The organism is Litoreibacter halocynthiae (assembly GCF_004365635.1).
In the GTDB taxonomy this organism is placed as follows: domain Bacteria; phylum Pseudomonadota; class Alphaproteobacteria; order Rhodobacterales; family Rhodobacteraceae; genus Litoreibacter; species Litoreibacter halocynthiae.
The window spans coordinates 985,925-1,005,207 of the sequence record NZ_SOBH01000001.1 but is presented as its reverse complement, the minus strand read 5'-3'; the positions used below and the strand labels follow the sequence as shown (position 1 = coordinate 1,005,207).

The window sequence follows — 19,283 nt, the reverse complement described above, 5'->3', positions numbered from 1 at the left end:
GTGGCCTCTATCTATGGGTGAGGCAGGGTTTAGGGCTGCGCGCGCCGCCCCGCAACACCCTTGTGAGCGCCCGCAGCCCCCGCTATGACGGGCCAAACAACGGCGGAGACGACCATGGCCCAGAACGAGACTGCCCAAGAGGGCCCGGAAACCCCACAGGTTTACCTTATCACCCCGCCCGAATTCGAGCTGTCGAGCTTTCCGGACACCTTGTCACGAGTGCTGGATTCCTGCGAGATCGCGTGCCTGCGTCTGAGCCTTGCCACCAAGGACGAAGACAAGATCGCGCGCGCCGCTGATCTGATACGCGAACAAGCCCATGCCCGTGACATCCCGTTGGTGATCGACAGCCATTTCCTGCTGGTCGAGCGGCTGGGTCTTGATGGGGTTCACCTGCTCGATGGTGCCCGCTCGGTGCGCTACGTGCGCAAGGAAATCGGACCAGACGCGGTGATCGGGGCGTTCTGTGGCCCGTCACGCCACGAAGGCATGAGTGCCGGTGAAAGTGGCGCTGACTATGTGTCCCTTGGCCCGATTGGTGAAACTGTCTTGGGGGACGGCCAGATTGCCGAAACCGAGGCGTTCGAATGGTGGTCACAAATGATCGAGCTGCCCATCGTGGCCGAAGGTGCGGTCAACATCGCGGCTATCGAGCGTCTAGCGCCCTACACCGATTTCTTTGCCATTGGCGAAGAAATCTGGCGGGAGGACGACCCTAGCGCTGCGCTGAAAGCTTTGCTTGCGCCTCTGGGCTGAGTTTCAGCCCCGATCGGACGATTTTCTCACACGCGGACGCGAGGTCTTTCCGACTGTCAAACTCGGATACCTTAAGTGGACCGTGATATGTGACCGTGATTTGCCCCTGAGGAGATGCCGCCAGCGTTTGCAAAAGATGCGGGGCGAATTCCATGTCACCCCACCACCCGTAAAACCGTGGATCGGCATTGTCCGGTGATTGGTAGGACAGCGTAACGGGCTGAACATACAATACGTCGCGCAACTCCGGCGTGAAGAACGCCGCAAAGAGCGTTGATTTAAATGGTAATATTCTAATTCCATCAGAACTTGTACCTTCAGGGAAAAACAACAGCTTATGCCCTGCTAACAACCGCTTCTCGAACAACACCTTTTGAGCACGTGCCTGTCGCGGATCGCGGTCGATAAACACAGTCCCTGTTGAGCGTGCCAGCCAGCCGATACCGGGCCAACGGGCCACTTCCGACTTGGAGACGAAATAGACCCGCTTGCGCGCATTCAGCGAGAAGATGTCGAGCCAGCTGCAATGGTTCGAGACGACCGCGCCCCGCTCGGTCATCGGTTGACCTTCGGAGCGAAACTTGATCCCCAGTAGGAAAAACGACGTCCGGCAGACGACTTGGGTGATATGCGGTGTCCAGGGACGGTCGTATCCATGGATGGGTCGCTCGACCAGCCGAACAAGAAGCAGGACCGCAAGGCCGCCAAACACCAGCAGTGCAAGCGGTACGCCGCGCAGGAAAACCCTAAGCCACGCGAAAAGCCCCATCCGCAGGTTCGGCGGTGCTTCGCCGCTGTCCCACGTGCTCATAAAGCACCTTTGCTGTCGCGATCACGCGAATAGATATCTCGGTGCTTTTGCGACATGCGCGCAGTGTCCATCACCAGACAGACATCTATCGTATTGAATTCATGATCAATAAACGCCCCGTCGCCCACCATACCCCCAAGGCGCAGATAGGCTTTGATCAACGCCGGCGTGTCCTTCATCGCCTTCGGGCGGTCGATATCTTCTGGCGCGACAAGGTCCATGCGTTGATGAACCAACGCGCGCGGACGTAGGTCCGGCGGAGCCAGATGCGTGTGATGCAGGTGGGACATGGATTGCGCGACCGCTTCGACATCCGTTCCGTGATAGGATGCCACACCGAAAAGCACCTCGATCCTGTGCGTATCGATATATTGCGCAAGCCCTTGCCACAGATGGAACATTGCGGCGCCGCCACGGTAGTCGGAATGCACGCAGGAGCGCCCCAGCTCCAGCAGCCTGCGACCGGTGGCCTTCAGGGGGCCAAGATCGTACTCGCCTTCGCTGTAAAACGAGCGCCCAACTGGCAGCGCGTCAGATCTGAGCAACCGGTAAACGCCCACCACCTGCCCTGCACTGGCGGCGCGGGCATGATCCAGCAAGATCAAATGATCGAAGTGAGGATCGAAAGCGTCCCGTTCCAGCTGGGATTCGTGGTCTACATGCTCGCCATCGCCGCCGAGTTCATCTACGAAAACCTGATATCGCAAATGTTGCGACGCCCGCAGGTCGGCTTCGTCCTTGGCTAGACGGGTTTCAAACTGCGGGGCTGTTTGGGTCATTTGCCAGACTGCTTGGTTTCAGGTGCTTCTAGCAAATATGCGCCCCCGCCTCCCAAAGCAATGCTGCAAGGGCAATGCGTTAGCTGTTGAATTGGAGGGTTAGTGCAATTTTGGCACTCTCTAATGTCATCTTGCCCATATTCTCAAAATTAACCGTAAGTTTACCGTTTATGTTAGATTGAACTTGTCCAAGGCCCCAATCGGGCTCGGCCGGATTGCGCACCAGCATTCCGGGTTCCAACAAGGAGTTCATATTGTCCGACAAAGCTCGCTCCCACGTCGTTGATACAGTTTCGCAGCCAGAGGGCCTCAGAGACACTGCGTCGCTTCTGGCCTCTCGCATCTGTCATGACCTCATTAGTCCGATCGGCGCAATCAGCAATGGCATGGAATTGCTGATGATGTCCGGCTTACCCCCGTCTCCGGAGCTTAGCCTGATCGAAGAGAGCATCGCAAATGCCAATGCCCGCGTTCGCTTGTTTCGGCTCGCCTTCGGGGTTGCGAGCGGTGGGCAGCGCATGGCGCGCGGAGACATCGTCAAATTGCTAAGCGATTGTTACGGCACCGGACGCATTCAGGTCATCTGGGAGCCGACATCGGATGTCAGCCGGATGGAAGCAAAAATCGCGCTACTCGCAGTGTTGTGTCTGGAGGTGACGCTTCCGGCAGGTGGGAAAATCGTTCTGCGATGTGACCGCGGGCAGTGGCAAATGCAGGCCTATGGCAGCAAAATCCGCTTTGATCCCGCGACATGGAACCTGCTGATCAATCCCGCTGTTGACGCATCAGATCTGCAACCTTCGCAAGTACAATTCATCTTGCTGAGAGACGCGTTGGCCCAACTTGGAAAAACTGCGCTGGCTGGACATTCCGACAGTGCAGTCTCGTTGCGATACGAGTTTTAGAGCGCTTGCAAACCATCGCGGAACCGCCGCATGTTTGCCTGATAGCCCAAGGCCGAGTTGATCAGCCCTTTCTGGGCCTGCGCATCCAACTCCCGCACGACCTTACCCGGTGCGCCCATCACTAAAGATCCGTCAGGGATGACTTTGCCTTCGGTGATCAAGGCACCCGCCCCGATCAAACAGCCTTTGCCGATCTGTGCCCCGTTCAACACCGTGGCCCCCATGCCAATCAAAGAGCCTTCGCCAATCACGCAGCCGTGCAACATGGCTTTGTGGCCGATCGTGCAGTTTGCCCCGATCACCAGCGGGTATCCCATATCGGTGTGCAACACGCAGTTTTCCTGAATGTTGGACCCGCGCCCGACCGTGATCCGTTCGTTATCACCGCGTAGCGTCGAGCCGAACCAGACGGATGCCGCCTCCTCGATCTCGATATCCCCGATCAGGTTCGCATCCGGCGCGATCCAAAAATCGTCGCCCTCCGGCAGTTGCGGTGAAACACCGTCGAGCGCGTAAAGGGTCATTGGCGGGCCTCGTATTCATCGTTGAGCCGGCGCACCAAAGTCATCAATCCCGGCTGGCGCGACCGCTTCAAGCGTTCGGCGGTCAGGATCGCCTTAAGCTCTTGTTCAGCAGCATCAATATCGTGGTTGATCAGGCAGTAATCATATTCGGCCCAATGGCTGATCTCGTCCCGGCTTTTCTTCATGCGGGCTGCGATCACCTCGTCGCTGTCCTGCGCACGGGAACGCAGCCGCTTTTCAAGCTCCACGATGGACGGTGGAAGGATAAAGATCGACACCACATCCTCGGCCAAGCCAGAGTTGCGCACTTGCTGCCCCCCCTGCCAGTCAATGTCGAAAATGACGTCCCGCCCGTCACTGATTGCGGCCTCGACCGGTCCTTTCGGAGAGCCATAGAGGTTGTCGAACACCTCGGCGTGCTCCAGCATTTCGCCATCATCGACCATCTGGCGGAACTCGTCATGGGAGCGGAAGAAATACTCGCGACCGTCCTGTTCGCCGTCGCGCGGCGCGCGGGTGGTCGCGGAGACCGAAAATGACAGACTGTCATCCCATTTCATCAAGCGCCCGGCCAGTGTGGACTTGCCCGCGCCCGAGGGCGACGAAAGGATGATCAGAATTCCGCGCCGGGCTGTCATGGCTACTCCACGTTTTGAACTTGTTCACGCATCTGGTCGATCAGGGCTTTAAGGTCAAGGCCCACCCGCGTCAGCTCTGGCGAGCCTGACTTAGAACACAAGGTATTCGCTTCGCGGTTGAATTCCTGCATCAGAAAGTCGAGCTTTCGCCCTACGGGGCCGTCACTGCCCAGCAAGGCTTCCGCCGCAGCCACATGTGCGGTCAAACGGTCGACCTCTTCCGAGACGTCCGCTTTCACGGCCATCAGCGCCAGTTCCTGCGCGATGCGGTCCGGGTCGGCGCCGTCCGCGGTATCCATGATCCGCGCCAGGTTCGTTTTCAGGGTCGCCGCGACTTGATCCTTGCGCGCCTCCGCGCGCTGCGCGGCCTCGGATGTCAGCGCTGCGATCTGTGCCAGTTGCTGGCGCAACACTCCATCGAGCGCTGCCCCTTCGGACGCCCGCATAGCCGAGAACCCTGCGATTGCCGCGTCCAGACTTTGCATAATCTCGGCCTCTGGCAACGGGCCGTTGTCCATGTCGGCACGCATGACGCCGCGCAACCCAAGATAGTCAGTTGCGCTTGCTTCCGTCAGCTTCAACCCTTTGTTCTTTGCGATCGACCGCACGCGGATCGCGGACAGGATGTAGCTTTCCAAAACATGCTCATCCAGATGCACGGGACTGGCAGTGGCATCCTCATCAAGGCGCAGGGTCATGCTGATATTGCCACGGGCAAATGCTTTGGTGAGTTTTGCGCGGATGGCTTGCTCTTGCGGCATCAGTCGTTCGGGAAGGCGCAGACGAATATCAAGCCCCTTGGCGTTCACGCCTCTCATCTCCAGCACCCAAGAGGTTTGGGACGCTTGGCCGGTTTCAGAGGCGAAGGCGGTCATGGATCGGATCATAGCGGGTTAACCTATTAACACTTTAGAAACCCACTTAGGGCAACCTATGTGCCATATTAAGACAACGGTAATGATTAGCAACTTCGGGGTAGCAAGCCGCGAGGTCAACAACAACCGACGAGATTGAAAGGTACAGGTGTGCCATGTGGCCGGGGGGCCATGTCGCAAACCGCTGCTGGGGTAGACAGATGACGCAACACCGAAACACCACATCGCCAAGCGCCGAGATCGTTTCGCTTTGGCGACATCAAGCCAAGCGCGACATATCCGCAATCGGCGAGATGCGCGGCTACTGGGAAAGCCTGCGTGGAGGGCGGTTGGTTCCCCTGCGGTCCGAGATTGACCCGCGCGAAATCACGGGCGCTTTGGAATACGGCTTCATTCTGGAGCGCCTCCAGCCCGGTGCGATCCGGTTCCGCCTTGCGGGCATGCACCTAAGTGACCTGATGGGGATGGAGGTGCGTGGCATGCCGCTACGCTCGTTTATTTCGCCAACCAGCCGTGCCCGCTTTTCCGCGATGTTGGAGCGGGTGTTCACCCAGCCTGAAATTCATGAATACGTGATGACCTCCGAGGATTCGAATGGGACATGTCTGCGCGCACGTTTATTGATCCTGCCGCTGAAAAGTGACGGTGGCACCGTCGACCGGGCAATCGGGTGCTTCACTACCGAAGGTGTCGTCGGTCTTGCGCCAAGGCGCTTTCGTGTTCTGGAAACCCGTGTCACCAGCCTGATCAATGGGGAACAAACCCGCGAATTCGAGTCTGACGAGATGCCAGCTACGCCCGAACCGTTGCGCGCCGGATTCGCAGAGTTGCAAGAGGCGTTTGATGCAGAACCCCGACCACAGTTGCGGCTTGTGGTGACGGATACTCCGGACGCATAAAAAAGGCCGGGCGCAGTGGCCCGGCCTTCTAGATTTTTGCAGAAGGCCGTTAGCCCGCCGCGCGTTCTCTTGCTTCACGCAAGGACGACAGCTCCTCTGACACCAAGAACGCCAATTCCAGAGACTGGGACGCATTCAGGCGCGGATCGCAAGCTGTGTGGTACCTATCCGACAGGTCCTCGTCTGTGACCGCACGGACACCGCCGGTGCATTCCGTCACATCCTTGCCGGTCATCTCGAAATGCACACCACCCGGGATCGTGCCTTCGGATGCGTGGATAGCGAAGAACTCGCGTACTTCGCGCAGCACGGATTCGAATGGTCGCGTTTTGTAGCCGGTCGACGATTTGATCGTGTTTCCGTGCATCGGATCACAGGTCCAAACGACGTTTGCCCCCTCTTCCTTCACAGTTTTGATCAGGCGTGGCAGGTGTTCGCCCACATTGCCTGCGCCGAAGCGTGCGATCAGCGTCAGACGACCTGCCTCGTTTGAAGGGTTCAGCTTGTTCATCAGAACCTTGAGGTCTTCTGGCGTGGTGGTCGGGCCGCATTTCAAACCGATCGGGTTTTGCACACCGCGCGCGAATTCAACGTGGGCGCCGTCAGGTTGACGGGTCCGATCACCAATCCAGATCATGTGGCCGGAACCTGCAACCGGCAGCCCCGAGGTGCTGTCGATCCGGCAAAGCGCCTCTTCGTATTCCAGCAAGAGCGCCTCGTGGGACACGTAGAAATCCACCGATTGCAGAGTGTGGGCCGTTTCCTGCGTCACACCAGCTGCTTTCATGAAGTCCAGCGCGGCGGAGATGTTGTTCGCCATCTCGCGGTATTTGGCGGCCTTCTCACCCTCGGTGAAGCCCAATGTCCACGCATGGACCTGGTGAACGTCCGCGTATCCGCCTGTCGAGAATGCACGCAGCAGGTTCAGGGATGCGGCGGCCTGTGTGTAGGCTTGCAGCATCTTGCTGGCGTTCGGGATACGGGCTTCGGGTGTGAAGTCCAACTCGTTGATGATGTCGCCACGGTAGCTGGGCAGCTCCACGCCATCCTTCACTTCTGTTGGCGCCGAGCGTGGCTTGGCGAACTGCCCTGCCATGCGGCCGACTTTAACCACAGGCACCTTGGCGCCATAGGTCAGGACCATGGCCATTTGCAGCATCACCTTGAAGGTGTCGCGGATCGTGTCAGCAGAGAACTCCGCAAAGCTTTCGGCGCAGTCACCGCCTTGCAGCAAGAACGCTTCCCCGCGCGATACAGCGGCCAGTGATGATCTAAGCTTCCGCGCCTCACCTGCAAAGACCAGTGGTGGATACTTGGCAAGTTGGGCCTCGACGGCCGAAAGGGCGTCTGCGTCCAAATAATCGGGCATCTGCACGCGTGGTTTGTTGCGCCAGTCCGACTTAGTCCAAGCCTGTGCCATGGTCATATGCTCCATCTATGATAGCGTTACCAGTATTGAGCCCTGTGTATAACCGCACAGCGAAGGGCTTGCCAATGTCGAAAACTCAGCTAAGGCTTGAGTTTCGGAATCGACATGCCAAGGTCGTTTTTTGGCCTCTTGAAAGAGGCCTCAGGATTGGGAGGTCCGCTGCGTGGCTCATACTGACACATTGGGCACGGCTCAGACGGGACGACTAAAGCCGCGACGCTACGTGTTCGTGCTGATGGAAAACTTCACCATGCTCAGTTTTGCTGGTGCCGTGGACGCTCTGCGCATCGCAAACCGCATGAGACCAGGTAGTTACGAATGGGTCTTGGCTGGCGAAGGGGGGGATACGATCTCTTGTTCATCCGGCATCAGCTACAAGTTGGACATGGATCTTGTCGAAGTTCAGCGCGACGACACGCTTATCTTGTGCGGTGGTACGCATGTTCAAGAAGCCACGACAAAGCGCCTGTTGAACTGGCTACGTCGTGAAGCAAGACGCGGCGTCGTTATCGGCGCCTTATGTACCGCCTCTTATGTTTTGGCCCGCGCGGGGCTGCTGGACGGCAAGCGCGCGACGATTCATTGGGAAAATCAGGACAGCTTTACCGAAGAATTCGAAGATGTGGAGCTGACCAAATCCGTGTTCGTCGTGGACGGCAACCGCATGACCACAGCGGGCGGGACCTCTTCCATTGATTTGATGTTGAAGATTATCGCCTCAGATCTTGGGGAAGATGTTGCCAGCATGGTAGCGGATCAGCAGATTTATTCTTCAATCCGGACCGACCAAGACCAGCAACGACTGTCGATCCCCACACGGATCGGCGTGCGTCACCCGAAACTGAGCCGCGTTATCCAGATGATGGAAATCAACGTGGAGGAGCCGATCAGCCCCTCCCTTCTCGCCAAAGAGGTCGGCATGTCGACGCGGCAGCTGGAACGGTTGTTCCGGCGCTACCTGAACCGGTCCCCCAAGCGTTATTACATGGAAATCCGTCTGCAAAAGGCCCGAAACCTGTTGATGCAGACCGATATGAGCGTGATCAATGTGGCGCTGGCTTGCGGGTTTGCGTCACCATCGCATTTCTCGAAATGCTATCGCGCGCATTACGATACGACGCCGTATCGCGAACGCGGCGCGCAGGCTGCACGTCCGCTCAGTTAGGTTTTCGCAGCGCCAGAACCGCATTCATGCCACCAAAGGCGAACGCGTTGGACAAGGCAACATCGACCTTGGCGTCGCGCGCCTCGTTCGGGACGACATCTAGTGCGCATTCCGGATCGGGTTCTTCATAATTAATTGTCGGGGCAACGACGCCTTCGCGTAGCGCCATTATGCAAGCCAGCAGCTCGATCGCCCCTGTTCCCCCGATCACGTGGCCATGCATCGACTTGGTAGACGACATCATCAAGCGATCCGCATGCGCACCAAACACATCCGCCACAGCGGCACATTCGGTTTTGTCATTGGCTGCGGTCCCGGTGCCATGGGCGTTGATATAGGCCACGTCAGACGGGTTCAGCCCTGCGTCAGTCAACGCTCCCGAGATCGCTCGCGCAGCCCCTTGTTTAGACGGCATCACAATGTCGGCTGCGTCCGATGACATGGCAAACCCGATGACTTCGGCCAATATGTCGGCCCCACGGGCCTTGGCATGCTCATATTCCTCGAAGACGAAGATCGCCGCTCCCTCGCCCTGCACCATCCCGTTGCGGTTGGCAGAGAACGGGCGGCAGGCGTCTTTAGACATGACCCGCAAGCCCTCCCACGCCTTCACACCGCCAAAGCACAGCATAGATTCGGAGCCGCCAGTGACCATCGCCTTGGTCATACCCGACCGCACGAACTGAAATGCCAACCCCATAGCGTGGTTGGACGACGCGCAGGCCGTGGCGACCGTAAAGGACGGGCCTTTCAGGTTGTACTGCATAGACAGGTGCGCAGCGGCTGCGTTGTTCATTAGTTTGGGCACCACAAACGGGTGGACACGGTTTTTGCCCTCTTCATAGACCGCGCGATAATTCTCGTCTTGGGTGTTCATCCCGCCGCCCGCAGTGCCCAGCACAACACCGGCTTGCGCCGCCAGTTGATCTGAGAAGGTCAGGCCCGACTGCCCAATGGCTTCACGCGCGGCAAGCAAGGAGAACTGGGTAAAGCGGTCGTAAATGGCAATTTGCTGACGGGTGAACTCAGCATTCGGGTCGTATTTTTTGACCTGCCCGCCAATCTGGATTGCCAAACGATCAACGTCGCGAATGTCCAGCGCGCCAATACCGCAACGCCCCGCCTTGAACGCGTTCAGGGTTTGCGCGACGTCAGCCCCCAAAGCATTGATGGTGCCCTGCCCCGTGATAACAACCCTATGCACGCACTAGGCCTTCTGCTCTGCCACAAGTCCTTCGACAGCGCCAACGATGCTCTTGACTGTCGAGATGTCAAATTCGCTGGCGGACGGGTCGTTTGCGTTGAACGGCACCGAAATGTCAAACGCCTCCTCGATGGCAAAGATGCTTTCAACGAGTCCCAAGCTGTCGATCCCCAGATCCTCCAGCGTGGCGTCCATTTTGACGTCGCCCACCTCCAGAACAGCTTGTTCGGCGATGATGGCAATCACCTGATCTTTGACGCTCTCGGCCATAAGGCTACCCTCGGTCTTGTTCGCGTTGCCGGAGATTTAAGCATTCGGGGCGCGATTTACTACAATCTATTTGTCTTGTTTCAAAGACTTCATAAACCGAGGGAGCCGTCTCAGGGATTTTTGTATCTCGATATGGGTTTCCATTTTTACCGCTGGGTAACCCAGCAAAACCCGACCCGCAGGCGCGTTGGTAAATATCTTGGTGGCCCCTCCGGCAATAACATCATCCCCGACGAAAATGTTATCGTTCACCCCGCACTGCCCTGCCATCACGACGCGGTTCCCGATACGCGAGGAGCCCGCAATTCCCACCTGCCCGCAGAGCAGACAATCATCACCCACTTGGACGTTGTGCCCGATATGGACGAGGTTATCGAGCTTGGTGCCGTTCCCGATGCTGGTATCGCGGATCGTGCCGCGGTCGATTGCACAGTTCGCGCCGATCTCCACGTCGTTGCCGATGCGAACTCCGCCAAGCGAATGAATGCGCGTCCAGCTTTGTTGTGCAGTCTCGCCCTGATCGCCCAGAGACTTTCGCACGTTTTCAACGCCGCTCTTTTCGGGGGTGACAAAGGAAAAGCCGTCAGAACCGATCACGCAGCCCGGCTGCGCGATGAAGTTGTCGCCGATATGAACGCGTGCACCGATCCGAACACCCTGCAATATCAGCGCATTGCGACCAATAGTTGATCCTTCCGCAACCGAGACATGCGATGCTATGCGGGCATCCGCCCCGATTGTTACCTCGCGACCGATCACCACGAACGGTCCAATCGCCGCCCCGTCAACAATCTTTGCGCTTCGGTGGACAACTGCGGTGGGGTGAATGCCCGGCTCGATCTCCGGGCCCGGGTCCATCAACGTGGTCAGGCCCGACATTGCATAGCGCGGGCGCGGCACGAAAATGGCCGCCTTCAGCCCTAGCGCCTGCCAGTCTGCCCCTTGCCACAAGATTGCGGCCTGAGCCGCGCCCTGTGCAAGCCCATCACCGTATTTCGGATCCATTGCCAAAGCCAAGTGGTGCTTACCAGCCGATGCTGGCTCAGCCGCACCAGACACACGAATTTCGCCGTCGCCTTCCAGCGTGGCGCCCAATGCAGTCGCGATTTGGGTCAGGGTGAATTCGGTCATGACATGCTCCGACAAAAGAAAAGGCGCGCTGCGGTTCGCCCGCAACGCGCCCGAAAACCTGTAGTTATCGGTTTAACTTGCTACCGAGCACAGCGAAACCCCGGCGCGGCTCAGCGCAGAGAAAATCTGTGCATCGCGGTTGTAGACGTCATTGCGGTAATGCGCCTGCCCCTTGGCGTCGACCCATGCGGTATAATACGCGATATGCACCGGCAGCGGCTCGCGCAGGTCAACGCGACGTTCCCGTCTGGTGCGCAGCGCAGTTTGGAAGAACCCTTCGGGGTCCTTTTCTTGGGAAGAGAGCAGCGCGTAGGCGAAATCAAACGGCTTATGAACACGGATACACCCGTGGCTGAACGCACGAGACTCCCGTCCAAACAAGGACTTGGACGGCGTGTCATGCAGGTAGATGTTGTGTTTGTTCGGGAACATGAACTTCACCAGCCCAAGTGCGTTGCCCTTCGATGGGGGCTGCTTCATCGAATACGGGAAGTTCTTCGCATTATACTGCGAAAAGTTGATCGAGCTGCGGCTGACAGGTTTGCCATTGCGACCAATTATCTGAAGCTGACCTGCGGCACCTTTGTTGCGCTGCATCAGTGGCAGGTATTCTTTCGTTACGATCGAACGCGGAACATACCAGCTTGGGTTGATGATCATGAACTCCATCGTGTCGGAGAATTCCGGCGTGCGGCGATCAGAGGTGTTCTTGCCCACAACCACGCGCGACCGGAAGGTCGACTTGCCGTTTTTCATGATATCGACGTGGAAGTCGGGAATGTTTACCCAGACATGTTTCTTCTCCAGCGGGCGACTGTTCCAACGCTGACGTTCCATCGCCACCAGCACTTGCTGTAGGCGGTCCTGCGCATCCTTGTTGACTTGCGCAATTGTCGATGCACCCGCGACGCCGTCTGGCGAAAGCCCGTGGTTGATCTGGAACTTCTGAACCGCGGCTTGCATATTCGCATCATAGCTTTGCGTGGCAGATTTCCGCATATACCCCATGCGGATCAAACGGTTGCGCAGTTGAACAATTGCGCCACCGGACTGACCAGGCTTCAGCGATTTTGCCTGAACCTTGTCGCCCCAACCGCCCTTACCAAGCAGTTTTTCCAACTGAAGTTTCTCTTTTTGCAGGCGGACATATTCCGGCTTGCGCGGAGCCATCTTCTTCAGAAACGCGGCAGGGTTTGACTTTGAGAAAGCGTCAATGGTGGACGCGCGGTCATAGCGCGGCACATCCATCACCAGCAGGCTATCGACCCGGCGCGGGGTCAGAACACCAGACCGCAAGTGATCTGCATATTCCAGCATCCGCGTTGCGGCCATCACTTCCACACGGCCACGGTCACTTGGTGTCTTCGCTGCTTTCATCGCGGCCTTCAGGCCAGTGGCGTCATAGGCCCCTGTTGGCAGTCCGTGATCGCCAGCAGAAGCAAGCGCTTTGAGCAACGCCCCACGGCGACGCCCGTCTCCTTTGCCAACAAACACAGGTTTGTAATTCCGTTCGCGGTAGAACGCGGACAGCGCCTCATCTTTGGCAGCGGCTTCGGCGATTGACTGCTTAAGTGCCGTTACAGCGGCATCTGCGCGGCCTGCACCAATGAAATTTGGCAAAACAAATCCGACCGCGCCTGCGGCTATCAGTTTCATCGTCGAGCGTCTGGTCGGGGAAAGGGTCATGGCAGTTTACCTCAATATACTAAGCACAATTTAGCCCGACTACATTTCAGCACACACTGAGAGTCCATTCACAATCCCGAGCAAAAGCGGCCTTTTTTTTGCCACGTTGCGATTTGGTCACCGTTTAGGCCCTTGCGGGGCAGTCTTCCGACTTGATGCAACGCAAAGACAAATGCGCAAAATTTCGCCTATTTTCACCTTATTAACGCCTCTCTTTCAGAGTGTACTTGGTAAAAGAATCAAGTTGTGGCATAGAGTTCCCATCTGGGGACCAAAAAAGACGACGGCCGTGGCAGCGGTCTAGGGTAACTACGGGACAGGCAATAACCATGAGCAATACCAAATCCGCATTAATCACGCGGCGTGCAATCTTGGGCGCATTCGCAGCAACGACACTTACGGCTGCTCCAGTCTACTCCAAAGCTTTCGGTTTCCTCAAAGGTGCAGGTGATGTCCGTCGCCTGAAAATGTATTCCGGCCGCACCGGCGAGAAGATCGACATGATCTACTGGATCGAAGGCGAGTACATCAAAGAATCCCTGAAAGAGATCAATTATTTCATGCGTGACTGGCGGCAGAACAGCTCCATCAACATGGACACCCGCACAATCGACATTATGACTGCCTCCCACAATTTGATGGGTATTTCAGAGCCCTACATGCTGCTGTCCGGTTACCGCTCCCCCAAAACCAATGCGATGTTGCGGTCCCGCTCGCGTGGTGTTGCTAAAAATTCCCTGCACATGAAGGGTCAAGCTGCCGATCTGCGCCTGGCCTCGCGTTCCGTTGGCCAGATTTCACGTGCTGCTGTATCGTGCTCGGCTGGTGGTGTAGGCCGTTATTCCAGCTCCAACTTTGTCCACATGGATTGCGGTCCTGTACGGTCTTGGGGTCGGTAGACTAAAGCTATCCGTAACTGCCCTGCAAAGCCGGCCTCGCGTGAGGGCGGCTTTTTTGTGCGAAGCTCCCCGCTTAAATCAACAACCGGGATTTAGCGCTAAACGACCTGCGATAGATGAATGGTCATTTCAGCCCGTTCAGGAGGCTGATCACAACGACAGTTGATGAAAAATGGTGCACCCGAGAGGATTCGAACCTCTGGCCTCTGCCTTCGGAGGGCAGCGCTCTATCCAGCTGAGCTACGGGTGCCTGCGCATGGCTATACAAGCGCGTTCGACCTGCCGCAACGCCAAATAAGAACTTCTTCGGCTTGGGGTCAAATCAGGCAAACAGCTCGTGGCACAGCTCTAGCGCATCAACCAGTGCATCGACCTCTGCTTGCGTGTTGTACATTGCAAAAGACGCGCGGCAGGTGGCCGTAAGCCCCATATGCTCCATCAAAGGTTGCGCGCAATGCTGGCCTGCCCGAACAGCGACACCTTTTTTGTCCAATACGGTCGAGATGTCATGGGCATGGGCCGCACCGTCCAAAGTGAACGAAAAGATAGCGCCTTTATCTGCCGACTGCCCCTGCACGTTCAGCCAGTTCAGCCCGTCCAGCCGTGAGCGCGCGTAGTCCCGCACGGTGCGTTCGTGGGCGGCAATATTGTCCATGCCAATTCCCGACATGTAGTCGAGCGCCACCCCCATACCAATCATCTGAACAATGCCGGGGGTTCCGGCCTCGAATTTCATCGGGGCGTCATTGTAGATCACTTCGTCCTTGTGGACGTCGCGGATCATATCGCCGCCGCCGATAAACGGCTGCATCTCGGCCATCCGTTCGGACTTCACATAGATCGCGCCGGAACCCGACGGGCCATAGAGCTTGTGACCGGTAACAGGATAGAAATCGCAGCCCAGATCAGCGACGTTAACGGGCATATGGACTGCAGCTTGCGAGCCATCGACCAGCACAGGCACGCCGCGTGCATGCGCCGCGTCGCAGATGGTTTTCACATCGACCACCGTGCCCAAAACATTAGACATATGGGTGACGGCGATTAGTTTGGTGCGCGGGGTGATCGCGTCGATCACTTTTTGTGGGTCAAGATCGCCATTGGTGTCCACATCAACCCAGACCAGTTTCACCCCTTGGCGTTCTCGCAGAAAATGCCAGGGAACTATGTTTGCGTGGTGCTCCATCACGCTCAGAATGATTTCGTCCCGGGCTTCCATCCGAGGTGCTGCCCATGCGTAGGCCACCATATTGATGCCCTCGGTGGTGCCGGAATTGAAGATGATCTCGTCCTCGGACTTCGCGCCCAAGAACGATGCGACTTTGCCGCGCACAGCCTCGTATTTGTCCGTCGCCAGATTGGACAGATAGTGCAAGCCTCTGTGAACATTCGCGTATTCATGGGCATAGGCTTGGTTGATCGCGTCGATCACCACCTGCGGTTTTTGCGCCGATGCCCCGTTGTCGAGATAGACCAACGGCTTGTCATTCACCTTCCGGCTCAGGATGGGAAAGTCTGCCCTTATTTTCTGGACGTCATACATTTGCACCCAACTCCAATCCGAAAACTCCTGCAATCAGGCCTATCGCCAGCGCAATGCCAAACATCAATCCGATCAGGGAAATAACTGCTCCGGCAAAGACCAATCCCAGCGATCTGAAGCCATGCAATGCCCGTACAAACTCTAGGAAAACATAAAACACATATAGCGCACCGACCCAGCCAAACAGGATCGCAACCACCGGAGAAATCAGGAAAAACGCAATCTGCACCACCTGCAAGGCCAACAAAACGACCTGCATCCAGATCACGGTTTTCAAGCTGTCTTTTAACTCACCTCGACCGTCGAAGGCCCGACCAACATAGTGGGTGATGAACACCGACAGAACAAGCAAGCCCCAGATCACCAGCCCGAGCAGAAGCGGGCTGCTTGGGAACGGTCCATCTTCAACGATCATCTCGGACGGGACAAACAGCAACGTGAACTCGGTAAACAGCACCGAAACGACTGACACCAATCCAAGCGCGGACCAAAGCGAGTTGCGATCCAGATCAAGTGACAACACAGTTTCTACGGCGCTTTTCGGGCGGCGCAGAGTTTGGCCGACTAGGTTCAGCAGGAATGACAACATCAGCGGGCGCCTTCCAGCTCGATCAGACTATTCAGCCAGACCCAAAGAAAAACCATAAATGACACAAGAGCCACAAGCGTGGCTTGTTGTCCTGGCCCGATCAATGCGGCAACGAGCCCTTGGAACAAGACAACAGGGCCCGAGGCAAGCAGCCCCCAGAACATCGCCAAGCGTGCGTCAGTGATGCTCCCCTGCCCTCCGAGGGTATTCGCTACGAAGTGGCTTAGGCTGGCCAAAACGTAAAAGAGGATGGGTGCTAACAGCATCGTTCCGAAAAACGTACCAAGCGCCAATCCGAATAACGGCACGTCCCCGTCGCTTAGATGCGACGTGCGCGCCAAGCCGGGCAGTTGCGCGATGAAGAACAGGATGCAGGCGGCAAACAACCACCCCAGCCCTGTGGCCTCATCAGCCCCCGCCGCGCGAAAGTCCCGAGCAACCGCGCGCGGGGCGCGGTAGCTGCGAAATATGGCTTGTGCCGTCGACATCGCTTAGGTGCTGTGCCGCGAGAACCACGCCTCGAGACGACTTTGCAGGTCTGCGGCTAAATCTTCGTTCTCGATCTCGTCCAACGCCTCGCCAAGGAAAGCAATGACCAGCAGGTTCTGGGCCTCTTTCTCCGGCACACCACGCGAGCGGAGATAGAACATCGCATCTTCGTCAATCGCGCCGGAAGTCGACCCGTGAGAGCAAGCAACGTCATCCGCGTAGATTTCCAGCTCCGGCTTTGCAAGGAACTGGCTATCGCCATCCAGCAGCAGGGCTTGGCTGATCTGGTAGCCGTCGGTTTTCTGCGCCCCCGCTTTCACAAGAATTTTGCCTTGGAACACACCAGTGGCCCCGTTGCGCAGCACCTTTTTGAACACCTGACGGCTTTCGCAATTCACCGCGTCATGGGTGATAAAAACCGTGTCATCGTGATGGAACGCGTCGCCGTCACCGACACAAGCACCGCCAACATGCACTGCCGCGTCATCGCCTACGATTTCAGTAACGATTTCGTTGCGGGTCAGCTGCCCGTTGAGCGACATTGTAAAGGACTTCAATGTCGCCTCGGTAGCGACACGGGCAAAAAGATGCGTCGCGACATGGCGCCCATGCGCCCGACCTTGCGGGCGGATGTGGTGCAGTGTGCCGCCATCGGCAATATCGACCTCAAGAACGACGTTGCTGCGTGCGCCCGGAGTTCCGGTCTCCAGCAAGGTCAGCTCTGCACCCGCTTCGACCTTAATCACATGATGCAAGATCGCTTCGGACGTTTTGGAGGACTGACGGTACGAAATGTGCAAAGGCTTCTTTGGTTTGCCGGTAACCCGCACCAACATACCTTCAGTCGCTTGTGCGGTGTTTAAGGCGGCCAACGGGCGCGCGACAGGACTTTGACCCGCCTCTTCAAGCTTGCCGTAAAGCCCCTGCGCCCAATGCAAATCCAGGTCATTCACTTCGGATAAGCGCGTGATTTCGACGCCGGCCAAGTCAGGATTATCGGATTGCTCCGCGTCAAACACACCATCCACGAAAACGAGGCGGGTTTTGTCGATCGTCCCGAAAATCGGAGTGCTGGTTTGCAACGGATCGCAAGGCAACGGAGCCTCACAGACCAAGGCCGAAGGATCGGTGTAGCGCCAATATTCGTCACGCTTTACGGGCAAGCCCATTGTCTGCAAACGCATCAATGCACTGGACCGCGCGGTTGTCGGCCAGCCACCTGCCGGAACCGTCAAGCCGTCCAGGCGCGGATCGGCCGCAATTTTGGAAGCAACTGTCATCAGGCCACCTCTGCCAGCAAATCGGCATAGCCGTTGTTTTCGACTTCCAAAGCAAGCTCAGGCCCGCCGGATTTGATGATCCGGCCATCCGCCATGATATGCACCACGTCAGGTTTGATATGGTCGAGCAAGCGCTGGTAGTGCGTGATCACTAGGAAGGACCGACCTTCCGAACGCAGCGCGTTCACACCTTCGGCCACCAGCTTCATCGCATCAACATCAAGGCCGGAATCCGTCTCATCCAGGATGCACATCTTCGGCTCAAGCATCGCCATCTGCAATATTTCATTGCGCTTTTTCTCACCACCGGAGAAGCCCACATTGACGGGGCGTTTCAGCATGTCAGCGTCGATCTTCAGGCTTTTGGCCTTTTCGCGGATGAATTTCAGAAAGTCACCTGCGGACATTTCATCTTCACCGCGCGCTTTGCGTTGCGAATTCACCGCAGTACGCAGGAATGTCATGTTGCCAACGCCCGGAATTTCGACGGGGTATTGGAACGCCAGAAACAGGCCAGCCGCGGCGCGTTCTTCAGGATCCAAATCGAGCAAGTCCACATCGTCCAGTATGGCCGTGCCATCGGTGACTTCGTAGCCGCTTTTGCCAGACAGAACGTAGGACAGCGTGGATTTGCCAGAGCCGTTTGGCCCCATAATCGCGTGCACTTGGCCCGCGCCAACGGTCAGATTCACGCCTTTGAGGATTTGCTTGTCTTCATCTTCAAGTTGTACGTGCAGGTTTTTGATTTCCAACATGATTTTTCTCTCTTTCAACAGGAGCAACCCCACATGGGAAACCCATGTGAGGCGCGTGTAAGTGCATTCGATGTTTTGTTTATTCTGTAACGGCGAGTTCCGGCGGCGGAGCGAAGCCCCACTGCGTGGTTTGCGCGAAGGCTTTGAATTTCAGTGCGTCGGCATATTCCGCCGAATACATCTGCGTCCAAACGCTTGGTGCTGCGCGCGCCATATGAGGCTCGGCGTAATGTGTCGCGAAGAAGCCCGCGATAATAACGCAGACCAGCATGAACGACCGCAGGCCCGAAACGTAAAGCAGGAAAAACGCCAGTAGCGCGGACATGCCCAGCGGCCCCAAAGCTTCTACCAGCAGGCGGAAGTTGTCGAAATCCGTGGCCACACCTTGGGTCGCATGAAACGTCGCCAAGGTTCCCCCAAAGAATGAGATTATTCCCAGAATGAAAGCCACGACGACCTTCTTGACCGGAAACTTCTTCTTTTCCTGAATTCCCAAGGTCGCATCCGGAACCGGCCCTTTGCCATTCTGCTGGCGCGCGCGAATTTTGGTCAACTCGCCCGTGCCCAACAGCCCCTCGGCCACATACCCCTGGCCCGAGCTGATCCGATCCAACCGTGCCTGAAAGCTTGCGTCTGCCATGCTCATAGGTAGCCCC

The 19,283-nt window shown here is 57.2% G+C and carries 22 protein-coding genes and 1 tRNA gene; 5 read left to right on the top strand and 18 right to left on the bottom strand.

Features of this window, described 5'->3' with window-relative positions; translation table 11 throughout:
- Positions 1-114: 114 nt before the first annotated feature.
- Complete coding sequence (locus tag BDE40_RS04940; protein ID WP_134013773.1) at positions 115-756, top strand: thiamine phosphate synthase; 642 nt, start codon at positions 115-117, stop codon at positions 754-756.
- On the opposite strand, the gene olsA is transcribed toward BDE40_RS04940, so the two are convergent.
- The 3 genes from olsA to BDE40_RS04925 form a co-directional block, all read right to left on the bottom strand.
- On the bottom strand, positions 716-1,567 hold the full coding sequence (olsA, locus tag BDE40_RS04935; protein WP_134013336.1) for a lyso-ornithine lipid O-acyltransferase: 852 nt from the start codon (positions 1,565-1,567) through the stop codon (positions 716-718). The two genes, BDE40_RS04940 and olsA, sit on opposite strands and share 41 nt — an antisense overlap.
- Positions 1,564-2,346 carry an L-ornithine N(alpha)-acyltransferase gene (gene olsB / locus BDE40_RS04930; RefSeq protein WP_134013335.1) on the bottom strand — a complete coding sequence of 261 codons (783 nt, stop codon included), beginning with the start codon at positions 2,344-2,346 and terminating at the stop codon, positions 1,564-1,566. The genes olsA and olsB overlap by 4 nt, the downstream gene beginning before the upstream one ends.
- 79 nt (positions 2,347-2,425) lie before the next feature.
- Complete coding sequence (locus tag BDE40_RS04925) at positions 2,426-2,599, bottom strand: DUF3553 domain-containing protein (RefSeq protein ID WP_134013334.1); 174 nt, start codon at positions 2,597-2,599, stop codon at positions 2,426-2,428.
- A gap of 1 nt (position 2,600) precedes the next feature.
- Between BDE40_RS04925 and BDE40_RS04920 the strand changes: the two genes are divergently transcribed.
- A complete protein-coding gene (locus BDE40_RS04920; RefSeq protein WP_134013333.1) occupies positions 2,601-3,251 on the top strand; it encodes a histidine phosphotransferase family protein in 651 nt (216 codons plus the stop codon).
- Here BDE40_RS04920 and BDE40_RS04915 read toward each other — a convergent pair.
- Genes BDE40_RS04915 through BDE40_RS04905 form a run of 3 tightly spaced genes read right to left on the bottom strand, consistent with a single transcriptional unit; the run spans position 3,248 to position 5,300 of the window.
- The gene (locus BDE40_RS04915; protein ID WP_134013332.1) at positions 3,248-3,775 is read right to left on the bottom strand and encodes a gamma carbonic anhydrase family protein; all 528 of its coding nucleotides are present in this window, start codon (positions 3,773-3,775) and stop codon (positions 3,248-3,250) included. The two genes, BDE40_RS04920 and BDE40_RS04915, sit on opposite strands and share 4 nt — an antisense overlap.
- On the bottom strand, positions 3,772-4,413 hold the full coding sequence (gene gmk / locus BDE40_RS04910; protein WP_134013331.1) for a guanylate kinase: 642 nt from the start codon (positions 4,411-4,413) through the stop codon (positions 3,772-3,774). The genes BDE40_RS04915 and gmk overlap by 4 nt, the downstream gene beginning before the upstream one ends.
- Before the next feature lie 2 nt (positions 4,414-4,415).
- On the bottom strand, positions 4,416-5,300 hold the full coding sequence (locus BDE40_RS04905; protein WP_134013330.1) for a YicC/YloC family endoribonuclease: 885 nt from the start codon (positions 5,298-5,300) through the stop codon (positions 4,416-4,418).
- A 188-nt stretch (positions 5,301-5,488) separates the two neighbouring features.
- Here BDE40_RS04905 and BDE40_RS04900 point away from each other — a divergent pair, with 188 nt between their 5' ends.
- A complete protein-coding gene (locus BDE40_RS04900) occupies positions 5,489-6,187 on the top strand; it encodes a PAS domain-containing protein (RefSeq protein WP_162848030.1) in 699 nt (232 codons plus the stop codon).
- A 49-nt stretch (positions 6,188-6,236) separates the two neighbouring features.
- Here the strand turns inward: BDE40_RS04900 and BDE40_RS04895 are convergent, their stop codons facing one another.
- Positions 6,237-7,607, bottom strand: coding sequence for a class II 3-deoxy-7-phosphoheptulonate synthase (locus tag BDE40_RS04895; RefSeq protein ID WP_134013772.1), 1,371 nt, complete (start codon positions 7,605-7,607; stop codon positions 6,237-6,239).
- Between the two features lie 172 nt (positions 7,608-7,779).
- Between BDE40_RS04895 and BDE40_RS04890 the strand changes: the two genes are divergently transcribed.
- Entirely contained in the window at positions 7,780-8,781 is a 1,002-nt protein-coding gene (locus BDE40_RS04890; protein WP_246030359.1) for a GlxA family transcriptional regulator, read from the top strand.
- Here BDE40_RS04890 and BDE40_RS04885 read toward each other — a convergent pair.
- The 4 genes from BDE40_RS04885 to BDE40_RS04870 all read right to left on the bottom strand — a co-directional run bounded on the left by BDE40_RS04885 (position 8,774) and on the right by BDE40_RS04870 (position 13,072).
- A complete protein-coding gene (locus BDE40_RS04885) occupies positions 8,774-9,985 on the bottom strand; it encodes a beta-ketoacyl-[acyl-carrier-protein] synthase family protein (RefSeq protein WP_134013328.1) in 1,212 nt (403 codons plus the stop codon). The genes BDE40_RS04890 and BDE40_RS04885 overlap by 8 nt on opposite strands.
- Before the next feature lie 3 nt (positions 9,986-9,988).
- Positions 9,989-10,255, bottom strand: a complete 267-nt coding sequence (locus BDE40_RS04880) for an acyl carrier protein (RefSeq protein WP_134013327.1) — start codon at positions 10,253-10,255, stop codon at positions 9,989-9,991.
- 66 nt (positions 10,256-10,321) lie between these two features.
- The gene (gene lpxD, locus BDE40_RS04875; protein ID WP_134013326.1) at positions 10,322-11,386 is read right to left on the bottom strand and encodes a UDP-3-O-(3-hydroxymyristoyl)glucosamine N-acyltransferase; all 1,065 of its coding nucleotides are present in this window, start codon (positions 11,384-11,386) and stop codon (positions 10,322-10,324) included.
- 72 nt (positions 11,387-11,458) lie between these two features.
- A complete protein-coding gene (locus BDE40_RS04870; RefSeq protein WP_134013325.1) occupies positions 11,459-13,072 on the bottom strand; it encodes a L,D-transpeptidase family protein in 1,614 nt (537 codons plus the stop codon).
- Positions 13,073-13,401: 329 nt separating this feature from the next.
- Here BDE40_RS04870 and mepK point away from each other — a divergent pair, with 329 nt between their 5' ends.
- On the top strand, positions 13,402-13,971 hold the full coding sequence (mepK, locus tag BDE40_RS04865; protein WP_211342398.1) for a peptidoglycan L,D-endopeptidase MepK: 570 nt from the start codon (positions 13,402-13,404) through the stop codon (positions 13,969-13,971).
- 173 nt (positions 13,972-14,144) lie between these two features.
- On the opposite strand, the gene BDE40_RS04860 is transcribed toward mepK, so the two are convergent.
- The 7 genes from BDE40_RS04860 to BDE40_RS04830 form a co-directional block, all read right to left on the bottom strand.
- Positions 14,145-14,221: transfer RNA gene (locus BDE40_RS04860), tRNA-Arg, on the bottom strand.
- Positions 14,222-14,293: 72 nt separating this feature from the next.
- The gene (locus BDE40_RS04855) at positions 14,294-15,514 is read right to left on the bottom strand and encodes a cysteine desulfurase (RefSeq protein ID WP_134013324.1); all 1,221 of its coding nucleotides are present in this window, start codon (positions 15,512-15,514) and stop codon (positions 14,294-14,296) included.
- A complete protein-coding gene (locus tag BDE40_RS04850) occupies positions 15,507-16,103 on the bottom strand; it encodes a Yip1 family protein (RefSeq protein ID WP_134013323.1) in 597 nt (198 codons plus the stop codon). The genes BDE40_RS04855 and BDE40_RS04850 overlap by 8 nt, the downstream gene beginning before the upstream one ends.
- Positions 16,103-16,591 carry a YIP1 family protein gene (locus tag BDE40_RS04845; RefSeq protein WP_134013322.1) on the bottom strand — a complete coding sequence of 163 codons (489 nt, stop codon included), beginning with the start codon at positions 16,589-16,591 and terminating at the stop codon, positions 16,103-16,105. The genes BDE40_RS04850 and BDE40_RS04845 overlap by 1 nt, the downstream gene beginning before the upstream one ends.
- A gap of 3 nt (positions 16,592-16,594) precedes the next feature.
- A complete protein-coding gene (locus tag BDE40_RS04840) occupies positions 16,595-17,872 on the bottom strand; it encodes a SufB/SufD family protein (RefSeq protein ID WP_134013321.1) in 1,278 nt (425 codons plus the stop codon).
- A complete protein-coding gene (gene sufC / locus BDE40_RS04835; RefSeq protein ID WP_134013320.1) occupies positions 17,872-18,627 on the bottom strand; it encodes a Fe-S cluster assembly ATPase SufC in 756 nt (251 codons plus the stop codon). Before sufC ends, BDE40_RS04840 begins: the two co-directional genes overlap by 1 nt.
- 79 nt (positions 18,628-18,706) lie before the next feature.
- Complete coding sequence (locus tag BDE40_RS04830; protein ID WP_134013319.1) at positions 18,707-19,273, bottom strand: hypothetical protein; 567 nt, start codon at positions 19,271-19,273, stop codon at positions 18,707-18,709.
- Positions 19,274-19,283 lie beyond the last annotated feature (10 nt).

What these genes read in the sequence shown, in the direction of transcription:
- BDE40_RS04940 (WP_134013773.1), top strand. Translation starts at nt 115, where the DNA reads ATGGCCCAGAACGAGACTGCCCAAGAGGGCCCGGAAACCCCACAGGTT.
- olsA (WP_134013336.1), bottom strand. Translation starts at nt 1,567, where the DNA reads ATGAGCACGTGGGACAGCGGCGAAGCACCGCCGAACCTGCGGATGGGG.
- olsB (WP_134013335.1), bottom strand. Translation starts at nt 2,346, where the DNA reads ATGACCCAAACAGCCCCGCAGTTTGAAACCCGTCTAGCCAAGGACGAA.
- BDE40_RS04925 (WP_134013334.1), bottom strand. Translation starts at nt 2,599, where the DNA reads ATGAACTCCTTGTTGGAACCCGGAATGCTGGTGCGCAATCCGGCCGAG.
- BDE40_RS04915 (WP_134013332.1), bottom strand. Translation starts at nt 3,775, where the DNA reads ATGACCCTTTACGCGCTCGACGGTGTTTCACCGCAACTGCCGGAGGGC.
- gmk (WP_134013331.1), bottom strand. Translation starts at nt 4,413, where the DNA reads ATGACAGCCCGGCGCGGAATTCTGATCATCCTTTCGTCGCCCTCGGGC.
- BDE40_RS04905 (WP_134013330.1), bottom strand. Translation starts at nt 5,300, where the DNA reads ATGATCCGATCCATGACCGCCTTCGCCTCTGAAACCGGCCAAGCGTCC.
- BDE40_RS04900 (WP_162848030.1), top strand. Translation starts at nt 5,489, where the DNA reads ATGACGCAACACCGAAACACCACATCGCCAAGCGCCGAGATCGTTTCG.
- BDE40_RS04895 (WP_134013772.1), bottom strand. Translation starts at nt 7,607, where the DNA reads ATGGCACAGGCTTGGACTAAGTCGGACTGGCGCAACAAACCACGCGTG.
- BDE40_RS04880 (WP_134013327.1), bottom strand. Translation starts at nt 10,255, where the DNA reads ATGGCCGAGAGCGTCAAAGATCAGGTGATTGCCATCATCGCCGAACAA.
- lpxD (WP_134013326.1), bottom strand. Translation starts at nt 11,386, where the DNA reads ATGACCGAATTCACCCTGACCCAAATCGCGACTGCATTGGGCGCCACG.
- BDE40_RS04870 (WP_134013325.1), bottom strand. Translation starts at nt 13,072, where the DNA reads ATGACCCTTTCCCCGACCAGACGCTCGACGATGAAACTGATAGCCGCA.
- mepK (WP_211342398.1), top strand. Translation starts at nt 13,402, where the DNA reads ATGAGCAATACCAAATCCGCATTAATCACGCGGCGTGCAATCTTGGGC.
- BDE40_RS04855 (WP_134013324.1), bottom strand. Translation starts at nt 15,514, where the DNA reads ATGTATGACGTCCAGAAAATAAGGGCAGACTTTCCCATCCTGAGCCGG.
- BDE40_RS04850 (WP_134013323.1), bottom strand. Translation starts at nt 16,103, where the DNA reads ATGTTGTCATTCCTGCTGAACCTAGTCGGCCAAACTCTGCGCCGCCCG.
- BDE40_RS04845 (WP_134013322.1), bottom strand. Translation starts at nt 16,591, where the DNA reads ATGTCGACGGCACAAGCCATATTTCGCAGCTACCGCGCCCCGCGCGCG.
- BDE40_RS04840 (WP_134013321.1), bottom strand. Translation starts at nt 17,872, where the DNA reads ATGACAGTTGCTTCCAAAATTGCGGCCGATCCGCGCCTGGACGGCTTG.
- sufC (WP_134013320.1), bottom strand. Translation starts at nt 18,627, where the DNA reads ATGTTGGAAATCAAAAACCTGCACGTACAACTTGAAGATGAAGACAAG.
- BDE40_RS04830 (WP_134013319.1), bottom strand. Translation starts at nt 19,273, where the DNA reads ATGAGCATGGCAGACGCAAGCTTTCAGGCACGGTTGGATCGGATCAGC.